19 protein-coding genes and 1 rRNA gene are annotated in these 24,573 nt (G+C 35.1%); 10 read left to right on the forward strand and 10 right to left on the reverse strand.

Features of this window, described 5'->3' with window-relative positions; genetic code table 11:
- Nucleotide 1: 1 nt before the first annotated feature.
- Complete coding sequence (locus F598_RS0109435; protein WP_019038807.1) at nucleotides 2-913, forward strand: mechanosensitive ion channel family protein; 912 nt, start codon at nucleotides 2-4, stop codon at nucleotides 911-913.
- Here the strand turns inward: F598_RS0109435 and bshA are convergent.
- The 8 genes from bshA to F598_RS0109475 all read right to left on the reverse strand — a co-directional run bounded on the left by bshA (nucleotide 910) and on the right by F598_RS0109475 (nucleotide 10,157).
- On the reverse strand, nucleotides 910-2,028 hold the full coding sequence (bshA, locus tag F598_RS0109440) for an N-acetyl-alpha-D-glucosaminyl L-malate synthase BshA (protein WP_019038808.1): 1,119 nt from the start codon (nucleotides 2,026-2,028) through the stop codon (nucleotides 910-912). The two genes, F598_RS0109435 and bshA, sit on opposite strands and share 4 nt — an antisense overlap.
- A gap of 66 nt (nucleotides 2,029-2,094) precedes the next feature.
- Nucleotides 2,095-5,004 carry a serine hydrolase domain-containing protein gene (locus tag F598_RS0109445; protein ID WP_033408497.1) on the reverse strand — a complete coding sequence of 970 codons (2,910 nt, stop codon included), beginning with the start codon at nucleotides 5,002-5,004 and terminating at the stop codon, nucleotides 2,095-2,097.
- Between the two features lie 5 nt (nucleotides 5,005-5,009).
- On the reverse strand, nucleotides 5,010-5,492 hold the full coding sequence (locus F598_RS0109450; RefSeq protein WP_019038810.1) for a hypothetical protein: 483 nt from the start codon (nucleotides 5,490-5,492) through the stop codon (nucleotides 5,010-5,012).
- A 5-nt stretch (nucleotides 5,493-5,497) separates the two neighbouring features.
- Entirely contained in the window at nucleotides 5,498-6,289 is a 792-nt protein-coding gene (locus tag F598_RS0109455) for a (Fe-S)-binding protein (protein ID WP_019038811.1), read from the reverse strand.
- A 10-nt stretch (nucleotides 6,290-6,299) separates the two neighbouring features.
- Complete coding sequence (locus F598_RS0109460; protein ID WP_019038812.1) at nucleotides 6,300-6,719, reverse strand: HAD family acid phosphatase; 420 nt, start codon at nucleotides 6,717-6,719, stop codon at nucleotides 6,300-6,302.
- 1 nt (nucleotide 6,720) lies between these two features.
- Complete coding sequence (locus tag F598_RS0109465) at nucleotides 6,721-8,061, reverse strand: 4Fe-4S dicluster domain-containing protein (protein ID WP_019038813.1); 1,341 nt, start codon at nucleotides 8,059-8,061, stop codon at nucleotides 6,721-6,723.
- 5 nt (nucleotides 8,062-8,066) lie between these two features.
- Nucleotides 8,067-8,999 (reverse strand): MlaD family protein, encoded by a 933-nt coding sequence (locus F598_RS0109470; RefSeq protein WP_019038814.1) that lies wholly within the window; start codon nucleotides 8,997-8,999, stop codon nucleotides 8,067-8,069.
- Nucleotides 9,000-9,041: 42 nt separating this feature from the next.
- The gene (locus tag F598_RS0109475) at nucleotides 9,042-10,157 is read right to left on the reverse strand and encodes an N-acetylmuramoyl-L-alanine amidase family protein (RefSeq protein WP_026302630.1); all 1,116 of its coding nucleotides are present in this window, start codon (nucleotides 10,155-10,157) and stop codon (nucleotides 9,042-9,044) included.
- A 113-nt stretch (nucleotides 10,158-10,270) separates the two neighbouring features.
- Between F598_RS0109475 and F598_RS0109480 the strand changes: the two genes are divergently transcribed.
- The 3 genes from F598_RS0109480 to F598_RS0109490 are packed head-to-tail and all read left to right on the forward strand — an operon-like array spanning nucleotide 10,271 to nucleotide 15,099.
- The gene (locus F598_RS0109480; protein ID WP_019038816.1) at nucleotides 10,271-12,979 is read left to right on the forward strand and encodes a putative LPS assembly protein LptD; all 2,709 of its coding nucleotides are present in this window, start codon (nucleotides 10,271-10,273) and stop codon (nucleotides 12,977-12,979) included.
- Between the two features lie 8 nt (nucleotides 12,980-12,987).
- A complete protein-coding gene (locus F598_RS0109485) occupies nucleotides 12,988-13,371 on the forward strand; it encodes a RidA family protein (protein ID WP_019038817.1) in 384 nt (127 codons plus the stop codon).
- A 3-nt stretch (nucleotides 13,372-13,374) separates the two neighbouring features.
- Nucleotides 13,375-15,099: a sodium:solute symporter family protein gene (locus F598_RS0109490; RefSeq protein ID WP_019038818.1), complete on the forward strand. Its 1,725-nt coding sequence runs from the start codon at nucleotides 13,375-13,377 to the stop codon at nucleotides 15,097-15,099.
- On the opposite strand, the gene F598_RS0109495 is transcribed toward F598_RS0109490, so the two are convergent.
- Nucleotides 15,092-19,540, reverse strand: a complete 4,449-nt coding sequence (locus F598_RS0109495) for a translocation/assembly module TamB domain-containing protein (protein ID WP_019038819.1) — start codon at nucleotides 19,538-19,540, stop codon at nucleotides 15,092-15,094. The two genes, F598_RS0109490 and F598_RS0109495, sit on opposite strands and share 8 nt — an antisense overlap.
- Before the next feature lie 107 nt (nucleotides 19,541-19,647).
- Between F598_RS0109495 and tsaD the strand changes: the two genes are divergently transcribed.
- The 6 genes from tsaD to F598_RS0109525 are packed head-to-tail and all read left to right on the forward strand — an operon-like array spanning nucleotide 19,648 to nucleotide 24,327.
- Entirely contained in the window at nucleotides 19,648-20,685 is a 1,038-nt protein-coding gene (tsaD, locus tag F598_RS0109500) for a tRNA (adenosine(37)-N6)-threonylcarbamoyltransferase complex transferase subunit TsaD (protein WP_019038820.1), read from the forward strand.
- Nucleotides 20,682-21,299: a peptidylprolyl isomerase gene (locus F598_RS0109505; RefSeq protein ID WP_019038821.1), complete on the forward strand. Its 618-nt coding sequence runs from the start codon at nucleotides 20,682-20,684 to the stop codon at nucleotides 21,297-21,299. Before tsaD ends, F598_RS0109505 begins: the two co-directional genes overlap by 4 nt.
- Nucleotides 21,299-22,000: a 16S rRNA (uracil(1498)-N(3))-methyltransferase gene (locus tag F598_RS0109510; RefSeq protein ID WP_019038822.1), complete on the forward strand. Its 702-nt coding sequence runs from the start codon at nucleotides 21,299-21,301 to the stop codon at nucleotides 21,998-22,000. The genes F598_RS0109505 and F598_RS0109510 overlap by 1 nt, the downstream gene beginning before the upstream one ends.
- Nucleotides 21,997-22,638: a DUF4159 domain-containing protein gene (locus tag F598_RS0109515; RefSeq protein ID WP_033408501.1), complete on the forward strand. Its 642-nt coding sequence runs from the start codon at nucleotides 21,997-21,999 to the stop codon at nucleotides 22,636-22,638. The genes F598_RS0109510 and F598_RS0109515 overlap by 4 nt, the downstream gene beginning before the upstream one ends.
- A 2-nt stretch (nucleotides 22,639-22,640) precedes the next feature.
- Complete coding sequence (locus tag F598_RS0109520) at nucleotides 22,641-23,141, forward strand: TrmH family RNA methyltransferase (RefSeq protein ID WP_019038824.1); 501 nt, start codon at nucleotides 22,641-22,643, stop codon at nucleotides 23,139-23,141.
- Nucleotides 23,125-24,327 (forward strand): RsmD family RNA methyltransferase, encoded by a 1,203-nt coding sequence (locus F598_RS0109525; protein WP_019038825.1) that lies wholly within the window; start codon nucleotides 23,125-23,127, stop codon nucleotides 24,325-24,327. Before F598_RS0109520 ends, F598_RS0109525 begins: the two co-directional genes overlap by 17 nt.
- A gap of 63 nt (nucleotides 24,328-24,390) precedes the next feature.
- Here the strand turns inward: F598_RS0109525 and rrf are convergent.
- Nucleotides 24,391-24,499: ribosomal RNA gene (gene rrf / locus F598_RS0109530) — 5S ribosomal RNA — on the reverse strand.
- Nucleotides 24,500-24,573 lie beyond the last annotated feature (74 nt).

Below are 24,573 nucleotides of genomic sequence, written 5' to 3' on the forward strand. Positions count from 1 at the left end.
TATGCAGGAATCGGAAATTGTTCAAAAGACTGAAAAGTCTTGGAATGAATTAACTAAAAAAGTACTAGATTGGGTAGATTCAATTGTATTGAATCTACCTAATTTTGTTTTAGCAGTAGTCGTTCTTATTTTGTTTATAATCTTTGCCAAATATGCTAGCAAACTTGTAGATAGAATATTTAGAAAAAGTAGTGCTCAGGATTCTATACGTACGGTTTCTGTCAAGGTGTTTAAGGTCTTAATCATAGCACTAGGGTTGTTTTTATCTCTAGGTATACTTAACTTAAATACGGTTTTAACCTCAATATTGGGAGCTGCAGGTGTTGTAGGTTTAGCGGTTGGTTTTGCGCTTCAGGGTACACTTCATAATACGTTCGCTGGGGTAATCATTAGCTTTATTCCAAAATTACAAATCGGTGATTGGATAGAAACCAATGATTATAGCGGTTTTGTTGTTGATATTAATCTTAGAAGCGTCATTATTCAAACAGTGGACTACAATCTTGTGGTTATACCTAATTCTAAAATTGTAGACTCTCCCTTCAAAAATTTTAGTCGAACATCTCGAGGAAGGATTATTTTATCTTGCGGTGTCGGCTATGAAAGCGATTTGCAAAAAGTACAGGAAATTACAGAGAATGCCATTAAGGAAATATTTGAACAGCAACCAGGTGAGAGTATTGAATTTTTCTATACCGAATTCGGAGATAGCTCCATTAATTATCAATTGAGATTCTGGACCAGTGTTGCCAATCAAGGAGACGTTTATAAAGCTCAGCATAAAGCCATACTAGCTATTAAAGCTGCTTATAACGAAAATGATATCAATATTCCATTCCCTATCCGAACTTTGGATTTTGGTAAGAACAAATTTAGGTCTGAAACTCTGGAGGTCAGAAATCTTAAGGATTAGATCATTTTTTGATATAGCTTTTCATATTGACAAACGACGTGATCGACGTCAAATGTTTCTGCTATTTTTCTGGCTCCCTCTTTAAATTTATTAAGTGTGCGATCGTCTGAAAGAATTTTAATTCCATTTTTGGCCATAGATTCCACATCTCCAACATCACTGAGGTAACCAGAAACACCGTCAATGTTTACTTCCGGTAAACCTCCTGCGTTGGAAGAAATCACTGGAACTCGATGAGCCATAGCTTCAAGGGCTGCTAATCCAAAGCTTTCTTTTGCTGAAGGAAGCAAAAATAAATCTGAATAACACAGAATTCGCTCCACTTCATTGCTTTTACCTAAGAAAAGTACTTTATCCTTAATCCCCAGCTTTTTAGCAAAATTACTTGCTTTTTCCCTATCTGGTCCGTCCCCTACAATGATTAATCTAGATTTTATTTCAGTCTGTATTCTGTAAAATACATCAATCACATCTTCTAATCGTTTAACCTCTCTTAGATTACTAACGTGAGTAATGACTCGTTCATCTTCATCTGCAACCATATGTCGCTTGCAGTCTTCGAAAGACTCATTGAGGTTTGAAATGTCTATAAAATTGGGAACTACTTCAATTTGCTTTTTGATATCAAATATTTTAAGAGTGTCCAGTTTTAAGCTTTGTGACACAGAAGTGACAATATCGCTATTATTAATACTGAAATTGACAGCAGGCTTATAAAAAGAATGGCTGCCCACCAAAGTTATGTCGGTACCATGAAGCGTAGTCATCATTGGTAAGTGAATGCCTTCCTCCTTCAGCATCTGCTGAGCCATGTATCCTGCATAAGCGTGGGGAATAGCATAATGTACATGCAGTAGGTCAATTTTATGTTTTTGAACCACTCTAACCAGTTTACTCGAAAGCGCAAGTTCGTAAGGTTGATAATGAAATAAAGGATATTCCGGCACTAAGACTTCATGATAATGAATAGATTGACTAAGATACTCTAGACGAACTGGTTGTTTGTATGTTACAAAATGTATCTCGTGCCCTCTTTTAGATAAAGCTATACCTAATTCTGTGGCTACTACTCCACTCCCTCCAAAAGTTGGATAACATACTATGGCTATTTTCATCGATCTTTTAATTGATTTTCAAAAATAGAGGATATCCAACTATTGATATCTTAAACTAATCTCAATTTAATCCTCACTCAAAGTTTCGTAGATAACACTTTGAATTTTTGTTCGAATATCTTCTTTAATCAATTTGACATTTTCTACATCGGGGTGAATTCTATTAGATAAGAATATATAAATGATTTCTTTATCAGGGTCTGCCCAGGCATAAGTTCCTGTAAATCCCGAGTGTCCAAAACTAGACATAGATAAACATCCACAGGTAGGACCCACCTCTTCAAGCTGTGGTTTATCAAAACCAACACCTCTTCGTACATCCTTATCGCAGTAATAACAAGTATTAAAGGCTGCCATGGTTTGTGGTTTAAAGTAGGTCTTATCTCCATAATTTCCTTCATTAAGATAAAGCTGCATAAAAGAGGCCACGTCTCTGGCATTTCCAAATAAACCAGCGTGACCGCCGACCCCTCCAAGCATGGCAGCACCCTGATCGTGAACAGTACCGTGGATCAATTGCTTTCTCCATTCGTTATCAAATTCTGTAGGAACAATATTTTCTTTATCAAAATGGTTTAAAGGGTAGAATTTTAATCGCTTCAATCCCATTGGCTCATAAAAGTATTCTTGTGCCAAACTATTTAAAGATTCCTCTGTTTCTTCTTCAATATATTTTTTTAAGAAATAATATGGAAGATCAGAATATTTGTATTCCAATTCTTCTCTCAATTCGCTTTTCACAATTTCTGAATAAATAGAATCTTTGTAATCTGACCTTAGGTACATATTATCCACAATCTTGATACTATACTCTTCAGAATATTCAGTAGCATAATACTTTGTCTTATCTTCTAAAGTCTTCTTATAAAAAGGAATCCAAGACTCCAATTTGGCATAATGAGAAAGCATATCCAAGACACTTATATTAGCTTTATTGGAAGTGGCAAGCTCTGGCAATAGTTCGTGTAATTTAGATTTAAGTTCCAGTTTATTAGATTCCTGCATAGTCATCAAAAGTGGAAGTGTTGTAAGTATTTTAGTTAAGGATGCTAAATCGTAAACATCATCACTGTCAACTTTTATATTTTTATCGTATGTGTGATAGCCGAAGTTTTTTTCGTAAATGATTTTTCCTTTTCTGGCAATTAGTATCTGCATACCTGGAGTCATCTCCTCTTCCAAAGCTAAATTGGCAATCGAATCGATTTTAGATTCAAAGTTGGAGTTAAATCCTAAATTTTGATAAAAATCGGTTGCTAATCTCCCAGAAGAATTGAGCTTAAAACCTGTCCCGTAAGGAAAGGCATGAGTAATACTTACGGGAAGTTTCCCCTTAACCTCTAAAGCTCCAAATAGTTGTTGTGCAGCAACTTCCTGAGCTATTTTACTATTTTGATAGACCTGCAAGATGGCGTCAATATGAATGAAGCTCCTCAAATCCAGTAAACTGTAAGGCCTTGAAAAGTTAACTAAACTTACTTTGTTAGATTTTGAGATTTTATCAATAAGATTGATTTCGAAAGGAGTGAATTTATAATCTGCCCAAGGAGACGCATCCGATTTATGAAATCCTATGATAATATGATCGTAATCCAATCGACCATCCACCCTTTGAATAGAGTCCAAATTTTGAATTTCATGAACATTGGTGTAAGCGTTTAGCGTTTTTAGAAAAGTAGCTCCTGAAGCATCTCCCAGTCCCAGATAGGCCAAACGTTGACTTTCAACATCATTAACAGGCAATAGACCTAAATCGTTTTTTAGTAAGGTGGTTGCATTTTCAATAGCATTATGATATATAGCATCATCCTCAGAAGAATTTAAGTCTGCTATTAAGTTATTGGTATCTATAGATTTAAAATCATTTAAACCTACTTTATATTTGGCGTATAAAATCTTTTTAACTGAAGCGGCCACTCGTTTCTCTGAAAGCTCACCTGTTTTTATCGCCTTTTTGATGAGTTGGATTGCTTTAGGGACGTCTTCAGAAATAAGCAGAATGTCGCTTCCTGCTTTAAAAGCTTGAAGATCTACTTGCCCGGGTATATTATTATTACTAACGCCTTTCATGTTTAATGCATCCGTAATCACTAAGCCATTAAAACCTAATTCCTTCTTCAACAAGTTGGAGACGATATTGGGTGACAAGGAGGAAGGTAATTCATTTTGAGTTTCAAGACTAGGAACATTTAAATGGGCAACCATTATACTACTTACTCCTGCTTTGATCAAAGCTTTAAAGGGATACAATTCAACTTCTTTGATGCGCGCTTCAGAGAAATTGATGGTAGGTAATGTTTTATGAGAATCCTGTTCAGTATCACCATGACCTGGAAAGTGCTTTGCGCTGGTTAAAACCCCAGCACTATGTAATCCTTTCATTAGGGCGACAGCGTGAGAAGCCACTAGATCTTTATGTTCACCAAAAGACCGATTACCAATAATCGGATTGTTAGGATTCGTATTGATATCAGCGACAGGAGCAAAATTAATATGGACGCCCATGCGTTTATTGTGTTGTCCAATTTGATATCCTACTTTTCTAACTATTGAGGTATCTTGGATAGCGCCAAGAGTCATATTCCAGGGAAAGGCATAGGTCGAATCCAATCTCATAGCCAATCCCCACTCTGCATCCATGCCTATAAGCAAAGGAATTTTATTTTCAGATTGAATTTCATTAGTCAACTTAGCCTGGCGATGTGGATTACCTTTAGAAAAAATTACTCCACCAATGGAATTGCTTTTAATAAATTTCTTTATGTTTTCTAATTCATCATCAGATTTATTAGTAAACAAATCAATCATAAATAATTGACCTATCTTTTCTTCTAAGCTCAGTGAGGTGTATACGGAATCTACCCACTGACGCTGTGATTGAATATCATCAGAAAACAAACTGCTCTGTGAAAAAGCAAAATTTAATGAAAAAAAAGCCATCAGGAAGATGACTTTAAATGAGATAGTTGTGTACATATAGTTTACAGTAATCGACTATGCCAGCTTTCTGTCATAGGCACTTCCCAATAGTCTTTATATTCTTGTTTAGTATTAACCAGGTTATTGAACACAATAGTTTGTGGCGATACAGCCTTTTGTTTTACCATTTTCTTAAAGTCGATTAATGGCTTGTACGCCACAAATTCTCCATTTTTGAAACTCACATTCATTTTATCCAATAAATCTACATCATACTCTTTTTCTAAATCCTGAATAAAATGAACTGAGGCATCAATAGAACATCCACTAGCACTGGCCTGAGATTCATCAAGCCCTAAGATGATAAACCGATTATATCGAATCTCAAAGCCCGCTTTTAGCGATTTACCATGCACTGTCCATTGCTGCAGAAAATGATTAATCTTAGGCTTTATTTCATTCAATTCGTCTTCACTGAACCCCCTATTGGCTTGAAATATCCAAACTCTGGCAGAATCTGGCAAATCTTTAAACTCTACAACCATAATGTTTATAAATCTTCAGCATTAGCAATCATTTCGACAACGTCTAAGACCTCTATATCGTCTTGCTTTTCTTTATTCTTAACTCCATCTGTCATCATCGTATTACAAAAAGGGCATCCGGCGGCAATAACTTCTGGCTTCACCTCTACGGCCTGTTCTGTTCGATGTATATTTACTTCCTTATCACCTTTCTCAGCATCCTTAAACATTTGAGCTCCTCCAGCTCCACAGCATAGACCTTTAGACTTACAGGATTTCATTTCTACCAATTCTACTTCCAACTTTCTAAGTAAGTCTCTTGGTGCTTCATATTCTCCGTTTGCTCTTCCCAGGTAACATGGATCGTGATAAGTGATACGTTTACCTTTAAATTTTCCACCTTCTACTTTTAAGCGTCCTTCATTGAGGAGCTGCTTTAGAAATTGAGTATGATGAACAACATCATAGTTTCCTCCTAGAGCTGGATATTCATTTTTAATAGTATTGAAGCAATGCGGACAGGCTGTAACGATCTTTTTGACTTCATATCCATTAAGGACTTCAATATTGGTCATTGCCTGCATTTGAAATAAAAATTCGTTTCCAGCTCTTTTTGCTGGATCTCCGGTACATCCTTCCTCTGTTCCTAGTACAGCAAAATCTACGTTGATATTATTTAATATCTTAACGAAAGCCTTGGTGATTTTCTTAGCTCTATCATCAAAACTTCCAGCGCAACCTACCCAAAATAAAACTTCTGGTTGTTTCCCCTCTGCTAAATAAGATGCCATTGTTGGCACATTCATTTTATCGCTCATTATCTATTTTTTAATCTTTAAAAACTTGAATTATTTCTTGTTTATCGACAAGGTCTGTAAATTGACCTTTATACCGAGTAGCTTTTACAATATGGTTGTCTATCCAATGGTAATTTCCACCTCTTGGCTTTCCCATCAATAAACTATGATACTTAAATCCATTTTTCTTTAGCCATTCTTCAGTAACTTCTCTATGTTCTTCTACTCTAGAGGTAAAGAAACAAATTTGATGACCCTCGTCGTACCATTTATTGACCGTCTTTAAAGCATCTGGAAAAGGGTCGCAAGTAGCCATACGTTCTGGCTCTTCATTAGGAACATCATCTGTTACAGTTCCATCTATGTCGATAAGGTAGTTTTTTACCCCATCAGGTAAACTTGGACTGACTGACTGTCCTTTAGCATCTTTTTGAGTGTTACTTTGTGACATATTATGCTTCTTCTTTCGCCCAGTCTAGCCTATCTTGTTGATTATATGGCCAAGGAGCAGCATTATTTTCAATGTTCGACATGGCATTATTGAGTTCTGCTGGTGCAGCACTTTGCTCCATCACCAGATATTGTCTCATATCCATAATAATAGATAAAGGATCAATACCTATAGGGCAGGCATCTACACAGGCATTACAAGTGGTACAAGCCCATAACTCTTCTCTAGAAATATAATCGTCTAGTAATTGCTTATCAGATGATATCTCATTACCCTTATCCAGCTCTTTACCAACTTCCTCGAGTCTGTCCCGAGTATCCATCATTATTTTTCTTGGAGATAATTTTTTTCCGGTTTGGTTGGCAGGACATTCTGATGTACAGCGACCACATTCTGTACAAGTGTAAGCACTTAATAACTGAAACCAGTTTAAATCCTGCACATCACTTGCGCCAAATTTTTCTGGAACCTCTTCTTCATCTCCTTCTGGCTCAGCAAAAGGATCGGCATTAGGATCCATCATTAGTTTAACCTCATTGGTAACAGCGTCTAGATTTTTAAACTTACCTAAACTTTCTAAATTAGAAAAGTAAACATTTGGAAACGCCAGTAAAATATGAAGGTGTTTGGAATAGTAGAGATAATTCAAAAATATTAAAATACCTATAATATGTAGCCACCAGGCTGTTCTCTCAAGTATGATTAAGCTTTCAACACTCATCCCGTCAATGATTGGAAGTAAAAACTGACTGATGGGGAATGAACCCATTATTCCAGCTTCATTGAAGTAGTGTGGAGCTCCAGAAAGTTGTAATTGATAATCTGCGGCGTTCATAGTTAAAAATAAAACCATAAGAACCACTTCGAAGTAAAGGATGTAATTTGCATCGTTTTTAGGCCATCCCTTTAGCTCTCTAGAAAGAAATCGTTTAATGTTCATTACATTTCTTCTTAGCCAAAAAATGATAACACTCACTAAGACTAAGAAAGCTAGGATTTCAAAACTTCCTATAAGAAAATCATAAACAGGACCTAAGAAACCAAATATTCTATGAGTACCGGCAACACCATCAATAATTATTTCTAAAACTTCAATATTGATAATTACAAAACCTACATAAACAATGATGTGAAGAATCCCTGCAATGGGTCTGGTTACCATTTTGGATTGTCCTAAGGCAACCCTCATCATTTTTTTAAAACGTAAGTTCTTATGATCCTTTCGGTCCACATCCCTTCCAAGGTTGATATTACGTCTTATAGAGGATACATTTTTTGCAAAAAATAATATAGCTCCTCCAAGGGCTATGATAAATAAAATTTGAGGTAAATAGTCTAGCATCATTATTAATCTTCTGTGTTTTCGTACTCTTTATTTTTCTTTCCAAAGACTGAAAAGTGAACGTATCGTTTAGGATTTAATTTCAAATCTCGCAGTAGCTCTTCCATCTCCTTAGTAGCATTTTCGAGGTTTTGATACATTTGATCATCATTGATTAACTTACCTAAACTCCCTTCACCTTGATTAAGTTTAGCGGAAATTTCATTAAGGTTTAACATTGTTTTATCGGCATTATCTGCAATTCTACCAAATTCAATTTGAGATAAAGAATCAGATAGGGTTGAAAAATTCTCTGCAGTCTGGCTAAACTTATCGATCGATGAGTTTATTTTTTCTTTATTTGAATCCAACAGGCCACCAATTTTGGAAGATGAGCTTTTCAGGGAAACAAGTATTTGATTAAGGTTTTGAACAGAGCCCTTAAGATTATCTCTGGTTTCAATATCCAAAACATAATTAATAGAACTCACCAAAGTATCTACTTCCACAACAGCGTTAGAAATCTTTTCTTTTAAAGGAGTAAGCTTTTCGTTAACTAATTCAATAAGACCCTCTTCTACGGAAGATTGAAGAGTGTCTCCAGATTGAGCAAGTTCCGTTAAATCATCATCCAGATTGATTTGCATCGACTTTCCGCCAATAAGTCCACCTCCATAGATTTGAGCCACACTTTTATTGGAAAATTGAAAATCATTATTGATGTTTAATTTGACAAGTAGCTTCCCAGAGTCTATAAATTTAATCTCGGTCACTGTACCTACCTGGTATCCATTAATGGTTATAGGTGCTGAAGGACTAAGACCTTCTACATTATCATAGACTGCATAAAACACACGAGAAGAGTTAAATAAATTATTCCCCTTAAGGAAATTGTATCCGAATATGAGTAATCCCACTGCAACAATAGCGAGAATACCAACTTTTAGTTCTTTTTTCAAAGGATTTAGATTTGTTTCAAATGTAGTAAACTTTCATTAAAACTAGTCACTACTTCGTGTCTTCAGTGCTTCTTTAATTGAAATTTTTTTTCCAAAAGAATCGAAGGCAACTATAAAGGCTGAAGTATAACCTTCTGCCTTGGCTTTGTCTTTTAAGGTCTGGGCATTTACGTAATTATTTGTGTCACCAAACAAATATTTAAAGAGGTCGTTTTCTTGATGCCGAGTTATTGGCGAAAGTTCCTTAAAGTTTTGAGGAGAAGGTTCTATTTTTCTTGAGCTAGCAGCAAGTTGGACTTTAAAAGACACCGAAGAAAAATCTTCCATAACGTCCTGTGAGCTCACTCTATATTCGCTAAGCTCAGCTTCTATAGCCTTAATATTAATGATGTTTTTATAATTATTGATTCCATCAACAATAGCATTAGAAAGTTTTTGCTGACCCTTCTTAGAATTGAGAAACGCTCCTTCAGTTTTATTGGTTAAAAAACCTGTTTCTATAAGTACACTGGGCATGTAGGTTTCTCTTAGAACCAAAAAGCCTGCTTGTTTTACTCCTCTGTTTTTTAAATTTAAAGAGCCCTGAAATTGATTTTGGACAAAGTTTGCAAGTAGAACACTTTGATCTAAAAATTCTTCTTGCATGATGGTGAACCCAATATAGGATTCTGGAGAAGTGGGATCAAAACCGTCGTATTTAACTTCGTAATCATCTTCGAATTTAATCACCGAATTTTCTTTCATAGCAATCTCTAAATTGTCTTCATTTCTATGAAGACCTAGCACAAAGGTTTCAGTACCTGAAGGCGCAGAATTAGCTACTCCATTACAATGAATAGAAACAAAAAGGTCTGCTTTTGCATCGTTTGCAATTTTAGCTCGCTTATCTAAGGGAATAAATACGTCCGTTGTTCTGGTGTACATCACTTTAAGATCTTCATATTTTTCCAGCTCCTTCCCTACCTTCAACACAATTTTTAAAGCAATATCTTTTTCATAATAACCGTTTCCGCGGTTCCCCGGATCTTCTCCTCCATGTCCTGCATCTAGAACGACTACAAATTTATCTGAACTCGATTGAGAGTAAGATGAATTTGAAAAGACAGTAAAAGCCAGGCAAAACAATAATAAAAGGAGACTTGAGTTTGATCTAAGCATGAATTTCATATTTGTGTATGATATTGGAAACTTTTTTAGGAAGCATTAAAATAAAATGTAATTTTGGGACTTCAAAATAGTGGCCTCTTTTTACAAAAATAGTACTAAAAGCATTGCGTACAAACTTACTTCACATACTTTTTTGGTTAGCACTTCTTGTCAATTTTGGCCTGTATGGGCAAGAAAAGGAACAACAAAAGCAAGATAAAGTAGATTTTGGATATCTAATCGATAATAAAGTTGATTCTATTACGCAAAGTATCAAGTATATCATCGGAGATACAATTGTGCCGCAGCAAAACGTAAAGAAAAGAGAAACCCTCACCGATGTTGTAGATGCCTTTGCCAAAGATTATAAAAGATTATCGAGACGAGAAGATAAAATGTACCTTTATAATGAAGCCAAAGTAGTTTATGGTGAGATGACTATAGAAGCAGGTCGAATAGTCCTAGATAATGCTACGAAAGAAGTATTTGCAGCAGGAATAATCGACTCTACTGGAGCTTACACTCAATCTCCAAGTTTTAAGCAAGGAGACAATCTTGTAGAGCCAGATAGCTTGATATTTAATTTTGATTCTCAGAAAGCCCTTGTATTCAATTCCAGAACAGAGCAAGGTGGTTTTAAAGTAAAAGGCGAAATCTCAAAACGTCAAAATGATTCTATTTACTATCTGGCTAATGCTAAATTCACCACTGCAGAAGATATTGATGATGCAGATTATTACTTCTTCGCCAGAAAGATAAAGTTTGTTCCCGATTCTAAAATCGTAACAGGATTTGTGAACATGTACATTGCCGATGTTCCCACTCCGCTTGGACTCCCTTTTGGATATTTTCCTCTAACAGACAAACAGTCTTCTGGATTTATAATCCCTGCGTATGGAGAAAACCCAAACAGAGGCTTCTTCTTGATGAATGGCGGTTATTATTTTGCCATTAGCGATTACGTTGACTTAGCGGTTCAGGGAGATTATTACACTAATGGAAGTTATGGTCTTAGAATGGAAAGCAACTATAATGTGCGCTATAAATTTAACGGAAATGCTGCTTTTAGGTACGAAAAACTACTCCAGGAAGAACGCGGGTTCCCTAACTTTAGCGAGACTACAGTCTATAATTTACGCTGGACTCATAACCAGGATCAGAAAGCTAATCCTTCATCCAGATTTTCTGCTTCTGTGAATCTAGGTTCCAGTGATTATTATCAACAATCTGTCAACCAAAACAATACAGGTAACTTTCTTAATAACACTTTAAATTCTTCAGTCTCTTACTCAAAAACTTTTGACATAGAACCTGCTATGAACTTAAATATTTCAGCAACTCATAGTCAAAACACACAAACACAAGAAATCAACTTGACTCTACCTACTTTACAATTCAGTATTGGAAGAATCTTTCCCTTTGAACCTAGAACCGGCACAAAAAAAGGAGCAATTCAAAACATTAACCTTCAATACAATTTAAGAGCTGAAAATAGAATTAGCACGACAGATTCCTTATTTTTTACGCCAGAAATGTTTGACGGAGCAGACATTGGTGCAAGGCATACCATACCCATTTCTACAAATTTTAAAGTTTTTGATCACTTTAGTGTAAGTACAAGTGCCAACTTTAATGAGGTTTGGACCATGAAGACTTTTGACCAAAGGTTTGATGAGCAAACACGCCAAGTGAGAAGAGATACCATAGATGGATTTGATTCTTACCGGACATACGACTTTTCAGCTTCCTTAGGAACGACTGTTTATGGTTTGTTTGATTTTGGAGATGATAAAAAAATTAAAGCCATAAGGCATGTAGTCAGACCATCTATTTCTTATAACATCAATCCAGCATTTGATCAGTTTTATGATGAATATACACGAACCGGTGTAGGAGGTCTTGAAGACGAAGTTGTTGAATTCTCCAGGTTTGAAGGAACACTCAATGGAGCACCGAGTAATAGATTCTCAAGTAGTATGTCTTTCAGTATAACTAATGATATCGAAGCCAAAATCAGAAAAAAAGATTCAACGCTCACAGGAGAGGATCGATTTGAAAAGAGGAGCTTACTCAGTAATTTTGGTATCAGTACAAATTATAATTTTGCGGCGGACTCCTTGAACCTGAGTCCTATATCGCTTAGAGGAACACTACCTGTTGTAAAAGATAAGTTAGCCATCAACTTTCTTGGAGCTTTAGATGTTTATGCTTTAAACAGTAATAATAGAAGAGTAAACACCTTGAACATTAATAATGGAGGTGGCCTATTTAGACTTACAAGAGCCAATGCCAGTTTTAGTTATTCACTATCCAATGAAGATTTTAAGAAAAAGGAGGATGATAAAAAAGAGGATGAAAAGAAGGAGGAGGAATTCGACTCCGAAAGCTTTAGAAATGGTGGCCGGCCAGATGACCTGTTTGGCTCAAGCGAGATGATGAATAGCAGGCCCAATCAAAGTGAAGAATCCGTAGAAGATAAAAATGAAAGGTATAACTATGCCATCCCCTGGAATTTGAATTTATCCTATACCATGACATACTCCAACCAGGCCAGAGAAAATGAAATCAGTTCTCATTCCCTCATGTTTTCTGGAGATGTCGAGTTGTCTCCAACTTGGAAAGTAGGAGTATCGTCGGGTTATGATATTAAGAATAAAGGATTTTCTTTTACTCAATTAAGATTTGCAAAAGACTTGAAAAGCTGGCAAATGAGTTTCAACTGGACACCCTTTGGAGTGCGTAGATCCTGGTTTTTCTTTATCGGGATTAAATCCAATATTCTACAAGATGTAAAATACGATAGGAACAGAGAAAGAGATAGAACTTTACAATAGATAGCATCATGAAAAAAATAATCAAAACCAATAAGGCAGCAGCTCCAATAGGACCTTACAATCAAGCTATAATCGTAAACGGTTTTTTATATACTTCTGGTCAAATTGCTTTAGAGGCAAAATCAGGTGAATTACTTCAAGGATCTATTGAAGATGAAACTTCAATGGTGATGAAGAATATAAAAGCCATACTAGATGAAGCTGGTTATGAATTTTCTGACGTCATCAAGACAAGTATCTTTATATCAGATATGTCCAACTTTTCAATAATAAATTCAGTTTATGGTTCATACTTTGATCATGAAACTGCCCCAGCAAGGGAAACCGTTCAAGTAGCTAGGCTTCCTAAGGATGCTAATGTAGAGATAAGTCTTATAGCTTATAAAGCTTAGCCTATGCTTTTAAGCAACATAGATTGGATTATAATTATTGGTTTTTTTGCTCTGAGTCTTGGGATTGGCTTCTACGCCTCCAGAACAAGCGGAAAGAGTGCCAGCAATTTTTTTCTGTCTGGAAGAAACATGTCATGGTGGCTCCTGGGCTTATCTATGGTTGCGACGACATTTGCAGCAGACACTCCTGGCCTTGTCGCTGGAATTGTTAGAAATGATGGAGTTTATGGTAACTGGGTTTGGTGGAGTTTCCTGCTCACAGGAATGCTCACCGTTTTTTTCTATTCCAAATTATGGCGAAAAAGTGAAATCACTACAGACTTAGAGTTTTATGAATTGCGCTACAGCGGAAAGAGCGCTGCTTTCTTAAGAGGATTTAGAGCGATTTACCTCGGTGTTTTTTTCAACATAGTCATTATGGCTACTGTTTGTTTAGCAGCGATTAAAATTGGACACGTGATGTTTGATTTTTCTGCTTTAGAATCTTTAGTCATATCATGTTCAGTTACGGTAATTTACTCTATGCTTGGAGGATTAAGAGGCGTGATACTCACAGACTTTATTCAGTTTGCAATAGCCATCACCGGGAGCGTTTGGGCAACGCTTTATATAATCGACATGCCTCAAATTGGTGGACTACAAGAATTACTTTCTATACCTGAGGTAAGTGAAAAAAGCTCCATATTTCCAGATTTTTCTAATCCCGAAGTTTATGTACCCATTTTAATTGTCCCTTTGGCAGTGCAATGGTGGAGCGTTTGGTATCCAGGAGCAGAACCAGGTGGAGGTGGCTATATCGTCCAACGCATGCTAGCAGCTAAAAATACAAAACATGCTACTTTAGCCACTTTATTATTCAATGTTATTCATTATGCCGTGAGGCCTTGGCCCTGGATTATTATTGGGCTGGCATCGATAGTCATCTTCCCAGATTTACAAAGTCTTGCTACTGCTTTTCCTAATCTTAGTAAAGATTTTATTAAAAATGACCTTGCTTACGCTGCAATGTTGTCTTATCTACCCGCAGGACTTCTTGGCCTAGTGGTTACCTCATTGATTGCTGCCTTTATGAGTACAATATCTACACACCTCAATTGGGGAAGCAGTTACGTAGTAAACGACTTTTATGTGAGATTTGTTAAGCCCGAGGCCCTAGAATCGCATAAAGTAAGAGTTGGTAGGCTATCCACCTTTATTATGATGGTTTGTTCTGCTTTATTAGCTCTAATACTTGAAGAAGCAAAAGAAGCCTTTGATTTGTTGCTACAAATTGGAGCTGGTACAGGCCTTCTATTTATATTAAGATGGTTCTGGTATAAAATCAACCCCTACAGCGAGATAGCTGCAATGCTTTCTTCTTTCCTTATTGCAGTTGCATTTTTCATTGGAAAAACAAATCAACTTTGGAAGCTCGAGTCGTATGTAGAACTAATTCTTGGTGTTGTTATTACCACAATCATTTGGGTTGGTGTCACCCTACTCACTAAACCGTCTTCTGCAGAAACCATTGATAGTTTTGAACAAACCGTTTTTAATGGTCCACATAAATTTGAAGGGTTTAAGTTCAAAATAATCGGCTTTGTTGCTGGAGTTGCAGGAGTTTATTCTGCTTTATTTGGTACTGGTTATCTAATTTATAACCAATATGACCTCTTAATTTTATCTGCTATTATCTTTTCACTTTCAGTCCTGGTTTTGGTCGTCTACTGGAAAAGGATCATTAGTTAGAAGTTCGGCTTGAAGGGAAATTAATATAGGAAGGAATTTCAATAGATTTATTCTCGGAAGTGCCCTTTTTGTTTTTTTGTTTCCTAATGTATTCTTCATTTAGAATTTTGCTCAATAACTCTTTAAAAGTGTCAAAATCCACTGTATAAGTTAAGCCTATGCCTTGGGTGTATCCCAACTCTTCCCCTATAAACTGGATATCACTCTCTCTGTTAAATACGTTAGCTCTCAGACTACCCGTTTCGTTCAAAAGAAAATTAACTTCAACATCACCAAAGACCACAGATTCTGTCACCCCCCCAACAGGAACCCCAAATCTTCCATTGATCAATACACGATCACTAATTTGAGTTTTAATCGATAAGCCCACCCTGTCCGCAAGATTATTTTGCGTAAGACTTCTGTCATTTTGTTGATAATTCAGACCTAATTTGAATTTATTATCTTGATTAGAAATTATATCGTCCACAATTCCAGAAGCTCGCTCAATTAAATTTCCAGTAATAGCATTCTGACCAAGTCCAGTTCTACTGTAGAAGGTTCCCTGAGTAACCAAAGAAAGAGCTTGCAACTCTGTATTCTCTCGCCCTTGTGTTCTATACTCTAACTCACTTTTGACCACTGAAGATAAGTTGGGGTAATTCAAGCTAAACTCTATGTCGGGCTGTACAATTTGTCCACCCAAAGAAATCAAAACTTCCACAGGTATCTCACGGTTTACTGTTGGGTTTTCTAGTAAAACTGCAGGATTTGCTTCTGTTATGTATTTTGCCTGTACATCAATATTTGCTCTTACAGGATCTCCATTCCAGGTGAGATTAGACCCTGGAATGACCTCGAATCGCTTTTGAACCAAACCAGAATATTTAAAATTATACTCCCCTTCATAGGCTACAAAGTCTCCATACATGTTGAATTTACCATTGGTATTGATTTCTATCAGCAATGTTCCAGCTCCTCTTCCTTTTAAACTACTTCCATTTACAGGATCTACAACGATTTCTACTTCTGCCTCTCTGGTAATATCAAGATCAAAATTTAGGCTCAAACCTTTCACCTCTCGGAGTCGAATCTTTCGACCTGCTTCTTTAGATAGCTTATCCTCCTGGCTTAAGAAATAAATAAACGAGTTATCACCTAGAGATTCAGAATCATCTAGTGGTATTTTGAAAACAGTATTTTTTTCTGTCGCTGCGTTAACGTTGATTTCGATTTCATCTACTGGTCCTTCAATAGATGCATTACCGTTAATAAAAGCCGTTCCATAGTAGAGATCACCTTCTTTAAATTCAGTATCTAGAGCTACAAGATTATCAGAACTGATATTGAGATCTAGGTACCATTCACTCAAGTTTTTATTGCTTATTCTGCCGTTAAGAATACCCTGGGTATTATACTTCACATCTGTAAGCCCTATTTCATCAAAAACAAAAGTCTTATTGTTAAAACCTATTCTGGCATTCTCTTCAAAATCAAAATCAATATTTAGATAAGGAACTTTTAGACCAGCATCAATCAATTTCAATTCTCCATTGAAGAATGGATCTGAGATCTTTCCGCTTACATCAACTTTCCCCACAGCTTTTCCCCTGATTCGTGAAATGACGTCTTCTCCAAAATTGCTAAACGAACTGATGTCAAATTCATTAAAATCAATGCCTACATCAAAATACTGTTCATTCTCAACGGTAAACACAGTACCGCTTGCGTCAAAAATAGAAATATCTTCTTTCTGTAGTTCAGATCTTAAATCGAAAGAACTCAGATCTTTATTGCCATTTGCAATGAGCTTAAATTCTCCGTAGTTAACATCATTAAATTCAAAGTCATCTATGACTAGATCTAAATTGGGCGCGTATAGATTGTCTTTTTGATAGATTTCCAGATCACCATTCATAATTCCTTTGAAAGCTAAACTGTCTTGTCTTGGAATAACATCAGCGACCTTAATATTACTAAGCTCTAATCTTAAATCCTTGTAAGTAGAATCCCTAAGTATGCCATCTAGCATTATTTTTTGCTCACCACTGGAAAGTAAAATGGAATCAATATTGAAATTTTGGAAACCCCTTTCAATGTTGATTTTATTATTTTTATCTGAGGCTCTATTGATAAACCAGAGGTTATCATTGTAAATTATGCTTGATCGCTTAAATCCAAAAGTTGATTTATCATTATCATTTACAGTTTGAAAAAGACTCAGGTTGAAATTATCTTTTTGCAACTTTCCGCCTTTAAATTCTGTTCTTACAAATAAGGTGTCATTCAAATTCACATTAATCATGTTGAAATCTGAAACATCGTAATAAGCAGTAATAATTTTTTCTATTTCAACATAAGAGTTATAGAGTGGGCTCTTAGTATCAATTTGAATATTAATTTTATCGAAGGTATTATTATACACTTTAAGATGCGGTGATCTAAAGTTTAGTGAGAAATTATCTTCACTTGCATCTACACTTCCTCTAATAAAAGTATTAGGAGCTACTTCAATTTCAGGAAAGAAAACTTCCACAATCTTATTGTATACATTGAGGTCAAAATCTACATATTGAAAGTCCTTGGAGGTAGATTCTGTTGTTCCAAAATATAGATTCTCTATAGCTTCTGAAAATAATTGAGGAAGTGAACTCAGTTTAAATTCACCTTGGAGCTGACCGCTAATAACGTCTGGACTTTCTATGCGAATCGTCTGTTTAGTATCTAAAAACTTAGATTCTACAGATAAGTCTTCAAAATCATAAGTTTCTTCTGAATTTTCATATTTAAATGAATTAAAACTTAGTTGACCTTCCAGTTCATCTACTGTGTTTCCGTTCAGGTCTACTTTAAGATTACCTTTAAATTCTGCAAGTGAATCATTATTCACAATATTTAAGGCATATAAGTTGGCATACTGTATATCTGCATTAAAGTCAAAAGCATTTTTCTCTTTAGAGGCGTCTATGAGTCCATCAAAAGAAAATAAAAAGTTGGGGTCCAAACTTTTAAGCCTTCCTTTAAAATAAGGAGCTTTTAAATTACCATTTAATTGGATGTTTTGATAGTTGTAATTATTAATTTCAATTGAGCTAATTTTTCCTACTGCTAAAGTATTTAGGGAAGCCTTAGTAAAGCCTTTCCCATTAACATTCATAAAAAAGGTGGAAGTTCCTAGAGTGTTGATATTGAAAAAACTAGACAAATCGAATTGAGATACATCCACAAATCCACTATATTCAACGTTCTCTATGTTTTGATAGGCATTGAAATTCAAATTGACATTAGCATTTCCTAGTTCGGTTTTGATATCCACAGCAGTAAAAAGAACATCGTTTGAAACTTCTACTCTTCCTTTTAAAGCAGTTTGACCTAGTTCTTTAAAATAGACAGGGAGAGTTGGTTCTAGATCTGTAGGGAATAGCCTAATTAAATCATCATAACTGGTCTCAATATCAATTGGAAAGCCAGTCATTTTAAAAGGTAAATCACCAAAGGAATTTACAAGTTTGATGCTCCCTTGAAGCTGTGTAAAGTCGAGACCAGATAACTTTAAAGATGACAGTTTTAAATTATTGAGCTGACCTTTAGCTTTCCCTGTAAGTAACAATTGATGTCCATAACCAAAACCCTCATAGTATTTACGAAGATCTGTAGTGGAAACACTAGAATTTTCAAACTTTGCCTCTACATCAACTTTATCCAGAAAGTCTTTCAAGTCTTCTCGTTGATAATTGAAGTCTAGCTTTCCCTTGATTAGTGAATATGGAGTTTCAAGAATTAAATTTTGAAACTCCATATATTCAGGAGTGTATGCAAACTCTGTGCTGAAATCGTCTACTATAATTCCTTCTTTGAGGAACCCAGACATTCTTCTCATATTGAAATTTAAGTCGGGGCCTAAAAGTTTAAAATTAGATAAATTGAAATCTAAATTCTTGATGTAGAAAGTAGGCTCAGCTCCAATATTTTCGTTGATAATCACAAACTCACTGTTGTATGCGATGGCACGATTTATCTTTAGTTGAAAAGGATCTTTAGAGTTAGAGGAAGTTGTATCCTCTAGTTTTGTTAGAAATTTAGTAAACTCGTCATAATCCTCCCCTCGGTACTGTTTAAGTTTAAATTTTAATTGATCGAACTCTGTATTTGAAAAATGAAGATTGTTACCAGAAAGATTGATCAGGTTGACCAACGAAGTCTGAAGTGATTTCGCGTATATAATCGTATCCTGATATTCATCGCTCAGTAGAAGTTCATTAAGTTCAATGTTACCTTTATAATTGATCTTTAAGCCATTGACTTTTAAATCGGTTTGATAGGTATCATTGAAGCTTGCGGTTACTTTTTTTCCGAAGTAAGTTTGAACTTGTGGAATAAGGAACACCAAGAAAAACAGCAAGAGTAGCAGAAGGATTCCTGAGAATACTTTTTTAACAAAATTCCAAATTCTATTGAGCACTCTTACAATTTTTTTTCAAAGATATATCAAATACTAATCCTAAATGCTTACAGACAAGCCACAAATTTATTTAGATTTGTTATTACGTTTTAATCCGTTTTCAAGAGATGACAACTAATAAAGACATTTATATTTTAGGTATAGAATCCTCTTGCGATGACACCTCGGCAGCTGTGTTTCATAACGACAAAAAGTTAAGCAATATTGTAGCTACTCAGGATGTCCATCAAGCCTACGGAGGTGTTGTTCCAGAGCTAGCCTCCAGAGCTCATCAACAACACATTGTTCCAGTTATAGATCAGGCACTAAAAAAAGCAAAGGTTTGTAAAAAAGATTTATCTGCAGTTGCCTTCACAAGAGGGCCCGGATTGATGGGCTCTTTACTGGTTGGAAGTTCTTTTGCAAAATCGTTAAGCTTATCTTTAAACATCCCTCTCATAGAGGTGAATCATATGCAAGCTCACTTATTGGTTCATTTTATAGATGAGATAGATTCGGTTAAACCCAATTTTCCTTTCCTCGGTATCACAATAAGCGGCGGTCATACTCAAATAGTAAAAGTAAAGGATTATTTTGATATGGAAGTTATTGGAGAAACTCTAGACGATGCTATTGGAGAAGCTTTTGATAAATGCGGAAAAATGATGAAACTTCCTTACCCTGCAGGTCCAGAAATAGATAAACTTTCTAAATTGGGAGATCCACATAAATTTGAGTTTGCTAAACCACAGGTTAAAGGACTTGATTTTAGCTTTAGTGGTCTTAAAACCTCAGTTCTATACTTTTTACAAAAAAGAACCAAAGAAAATCAAAATTTTATTGAAGAGAATATTGAAGATCTGTGTGCTTCATTTCAGTATAAAGTTGTTGATATTTTGATGTCAAAGCTTAATAAAGCCGTAAAAGAAACTGGCATTAATGAAATAGCTATAGGTGGTGGTGTATCTGCTAACTCTGGAATACGAGAGGCCTTATTAGATAAACAACATAGAAAAGAGTGGATAGTTCATATTCCAAAATTCGAATATTGCACAGATAATGCCGCAATGATAGGTATTGTGGGCTATCATAAATTTTTAAACAACCAATTCTCACCCTTAACTACTGCTTCGAAAGCTAGATATACTATTAAAACATCCTTATGAAACTATTATTATTTACCTTATCCTTATTTTGTTTACAGATCAATGCTCAAAATACCCTCTTCAGAAATAATCAAGATAAATTTGCTGATTTTGGATTCACTAAAGATAAAATTTCAGAATTGAAATCACAGGGGACTTTATCCATCTTCAATAAAGAAAAACACAACTCGAGTTTAGCTGCTAAGCTTTTCGAAACTAAAGAAGGAGGAAGCATTACACTAAATCGCGCCAAAAAGAAAAAATTGACAGTCATCAAAAGAACAGAAGTCGAACACTTTAGGCTTAATTATATATTCTTTGATGGAAATCGTATGGAGTATAAGGTCATAGATAACCTTAGAGACAATATTCTAGTGATGACCAAAACTAGAAAGTTTGAAGATTTAGCCCAACGCTACTCCATGGATATGAATAAAAACACAGGAGGCGACTCTGGGTGGTTTAAAAAAAGAGATGTCCCTGAAACTTTTATGAATGCTGCTTTATCGAGTATGAGAGCAGCTAATGAGACCTTTAAGGTAGATCTAGAACAACAGGATTGGTATTATCTTATATTAAAAAGCTATTCCCCAAAAATGATAGAAGAGATTTTAGTTTTAGAAACAATTAAATAATGCAATTATTTTACGATTCTGATTTTGATGAAAATACAAGGCTTATAAAAGTAAGTCCGGAAGAAAGCAGGCATATTTCTAAAGTACTAAGAAAACAAGTCGGTGATTACGTATATATTACCAATGGGAAAGGGGTCTTGGCCAGTGGAACCCTAAAAAGCAATCATCCTAAAAAATGCGAGATAGAAGTTGAAAAGATACAAGTGACTCTGTCAAACCCATCGCACCTTCACATCGCCATTGCTCCTACGAAAGCTAATGATAGATTCGAATGGTTTTTAGAGAAAGCTACTGAGATTGGAATCCAGGAGATTACTCCCTTATTATGCGAGCATAGTGAAAGAAAAAAAATCAAATGGGAACGCTATCAAAAAGTGCTCTTATCTGCGATGAAACAGTCGCTTAAAACGCATTTACCTAAATTGAATCAACTAACTTCATTTAAAGATTTTACATCTTCTGAAATTAAATCATCGAAGTTGATTGCACATTGTGAAGATACCCCCAAAGAGAAGCTATCTCAACTCGTGAAGCAATCGAACACCATACTTATTGGACCAGAAGGTGATTTTTCAAGAGATGAAATCAAAAGAGCAAATGATAAGGGATTTAAAGCTATTTCTTTATCAGAATCCAGACTAAGAACAGAGACAGCTGGATTAGTTGCATGCCATACTGTCAACTTAATACACACACTATGAGGCTAATAATATTTTGCTTGCTAATTGGAATTTCTACCATGCAAGGGCAGCAAATTGCTTTATTAAAATACGATGGTGGCGGTGATTGGTATAGCAATCCTACCTCCTTACCAAACTTAATTGAATTCGTAAACCAGGCAACTAGCAGTAAAATTGATGACAATATCGGAGAAGTCAAAGCCTCAGATCCTGAATTGTTCAATTATGCTTTTTTACACTTAACTGGCCACGGCAATATCTATTTTTCGGACGAAGAGGCTAAAAACCTAAGAAACTATTTGTTAAGCGGTGGTTTTTTGCATGCAGATGATAATTATGGGCTCAATCCCTATTTTAGAAAAGCTATTAAAAAAGTCTTTCCGGAAAAACAATTGAAAAAAATATCAAGTCAGCATCCATTATTTTCAACTCACTTCAAATTTAGTGATGGTTTACCTAAAATTCATGAACATGATGGTAAGACAGCAGAAGCATTTGGAATTGAAGACAACTCAGGTAGATTAATGGTCGTTTTTACTTATGAAAGTGATTTAGGAAACGGATGGGAAGATGCTTCTATTCATGGAGATCCTGAAAATGTAAGAATAGAGGCTTTAAAAATGGGTACCAATTTGATAGTTTATGCGTTTCAACAATAATTATGAGAGAAAATCAGCTTGAACATAATGAAGTACAATTTAATAAAGAATTTCATTTTGAGGTTGAAGTCCTTTTAGATCAAATGTATAGCCCTGCAAATCTCGGCAGTATAATAAGAAATGCCGAAGCCTTTGGTGTAAAGACAATTTGGATACATCATGATAACAAAAAAGAGCTAGAAAGTAATCGTTTTAAAAGAACATCGAGATCAGCAGATAAGAATGTAAAGGTTTCTTTTTATGAAAATTCTACATCCATTATAGATCATTTTAATGGTCTAAAACTGGGAATAGAAATTACAACCTCAAGTCAATCTCTTAAAAATATTGAAAAAATTAATTCCAAAAAGGTACTTTTAGCATTAGGTAACGAAAAACATGGTCTTAATAATTCTATACTGAATAAATTAGATCATATCTTCCACATTGAGATGTTCGGAATTAATTCTAGTTTGAATGTATCACAGTCTCTAGGTATTGCTTTATATGAGCTCAGAAGATAAATATAAGGAGTTATCTAAGCCTGATGTGATTAAGTACATCAATGAAAACTTGAAGACGCCTATACCTAAGCTTATATTGAAAGGTATACCATTCAAATCCATTGAAAAAGATTTGATTATCAATCAAATAACAGGTAAAAACAAGGCAAGAAAAAAACTTCCGACATGGTATAAAAATGAAAAAATCATTTATCCGCCTATACTCAATCTAGAACAAACATCATCAGAAATAACAGCCCACCACAAATCCAAATTTATTTCAGGCCGCTCTATGATAGATTTGACTGGAGGCTTTGGAGTTGATGATGTTTATTTCTCTAAAAGAGTAGATATACTGCATTATATTGAGAAGAATAATGAGTTAGCTGAAATAGCACGGTTTAACTTTAAAGCACTGGACTGTAATAATATCGAAGTATATAAACAGGATTCAATTAAAAAATTAGAGGCAGATCAACAAACCTATGAGTGGATTTATGTAGACCCCGCTAGAAGAAACAAGAATGAAAAAGTTTTTTTAGTTAAGGATTCCTTACCAAATATCCTTGAACATCAAACTTTACTTAAAGAAAAATCGAAATTTTTAATGATCAAAACATCTCCAATGTATGATATAGAAATGGGGTATAAAGAACTAAGTGGAGTAAAAGAACTTCATGTTATGTCTGTTAAAAATGAGGTCAAAGAGTTATTATGGATCATAGATTGGAGAAAAAAAAATACTAGGGATATAAAACTCTTTAACTATGACTCTAAGAAAATTTTTTCATATTCTGAAGTGAATAAAACTGAAAATAATACACAGGAAATTGAATTATCCCCTATTCTAAAATATATATATGAGTTCAACTCAAGTATAATGAAGTCAGGTTGCTATGATTTGTTAGGTGATTCATACAAATTGAAAAAAATTGAAACCAACACTCATTTATACACTTCAGATTTATACATTAATGATTTTCCTGGAAAAATTTATTTAAATGAAGAAGTAGAAAACATCAACTTTAAGAAGCTTAAAAAAAGGTATTCGGGTGCTTATATTAATTTAATAGCTAAAAATATACAGTTATCAACTAAGATGATACTGCAAAAGCTTAATTGTAATATTGGGGGGCAAACTGACTATCTTATTTTTATTAAAACCATCGATGGAAATAAAATGATTAAAGCTCAACGTATTCTTTAATTCCTATTCATTAAAGATCCCAAACAAAAAACCCCGACTCTAAGAGTCAGGGTTTTCATTATAAGAAGGCGGCGACCTACTCTTCCACGATATGTAGTACCATCGGCGCTAACGGGCTTAACTGCTCTGTTCGGAATGGGAAGAGGTGAGCCCCGTTGCTATAACCACCTTAAATTGTAAAGTAGATATTAGATTGTAGATATTGGATTTAAGATTATAGAGTTTAGACTTTTTGGTCAATTATCT

This window comes from Psychroflexus tropicus DSM 15496 (assembly GCF_000378765.1).
GTDB lineage: Bacteria > Bacteroidota > Bacteroidia > Flavobacteriales > Flavobacteriaceae > Psychroflexus > Psychroflexus tropicus.

Bases quoted from the DNA above. Each gene is read 5' to 3' on its own strand.
- F598_RS0109465 (WP_019038813.1), bottom strand. From the start codon at position 8,061: ATGCTAGACTATTTACCTCAAATTTTATTTATCATAGCCCTTGGAGGA.
- F598_RS0109485 (WP_019038817.1), top strand. From the start codon at position 12,988: ATGAAAAAAATAATCAAAACCAATAAGGCAGCAGCTCCAATAGGACCT.
- F598_RS0109455 (WP_019038811.1), bottom strand. From the start codon at position 6,289: ATGAGCGATAAAATGAATGTGCCAACAATGGCATCTTATTTAGCAGAG.
- F598_RS0109475 (WP_026302630.1), bottom strand. From the start codon at position 10,157: ATGCTTAGATCAAACTCAAGTCTCCTTTTATTATTGTTTTGCCTGGCT.
- bshA (WP_019038808.1), bottom strand. From the start codon at position 2,028: ATGAAAATAGCCATAGTATGTTATCCAACTTTTGGAGGGAGTGGAGTA.
- F598_RS0109460 (WP_019038812.1), bottom strand. From the start codon at position 6,719: ATGTCACAAAGTAACACTCAAAAAGATGCTAAAGGACAGTCAGTCAGT.
- F598_RS0109515 (WP_033408501.1), top strand. From the start codon at position 21,997: ATGAGGCTAATAATATTTTGCTTGCTAATTGGAATTTCTACCATGCAA.
- F598_RS0109510 (WP_019038822.1), top strand. From the start codon at position 21,299: ATGCAATTATTTTACGATTCTGATTTTGATGAAAATACAAGGCTTATA.
- F598_RS0109435 (WP_019038807.1), top strand. From the start codon at position 2: ATGCAGGAATCGGAAATTGTTCAAAAGACTGAAAAGTCTTGGAATGAA.
- F598_RS0109490 (WP_019038818.1), top strand. From the start codon at position 13,375: ATGCTTTTAAGCAACATAGATTGGATTATAATTATTGGTTTTTTTGCT.
- tsaD (WP_019038820.1), top strand. From the start codon at position 19,648: ATGACAACTAATAAAGACATTTATATTTTAGGTATAGAATCCTCTTGC.
- F598_RS0109445 (WP_033408497.1), bottom strand. From the start codon at position 5,004: ATGTACACAACTATCTCATTTAAAGTCATCTTCCTGATGGCTTTTTTT.
- F598_RS0109525 (WP_019038825.1), top strand. From the start codon at position 23,125: ATGAGCTCAGAAGATAAATATAAGGAGTTATCTAAGCCTGATGTGATT.
- F598_RS0109505 (WP_019038821.1), top strand. From the start codon at position 20,682: ATGAAACTATTATTATTTACCTTATCCTTATTTTGTTTACAGATCAAT.
- F598_RS0109520 (WP_019038824.1), top strand. From the start codon at position 22,641: ATGAGAGAAAATCAGCTTGAACATAATGAAGTACAATTTAATAAAGAA.
- F598_RS0109450 (WP_019038810.1), bottom strand. From the start codon at position 5,492: ATGGTTGTAGAGTTTAAAGATTTGCCAGATTCTGCCAGAGTTTGGATA.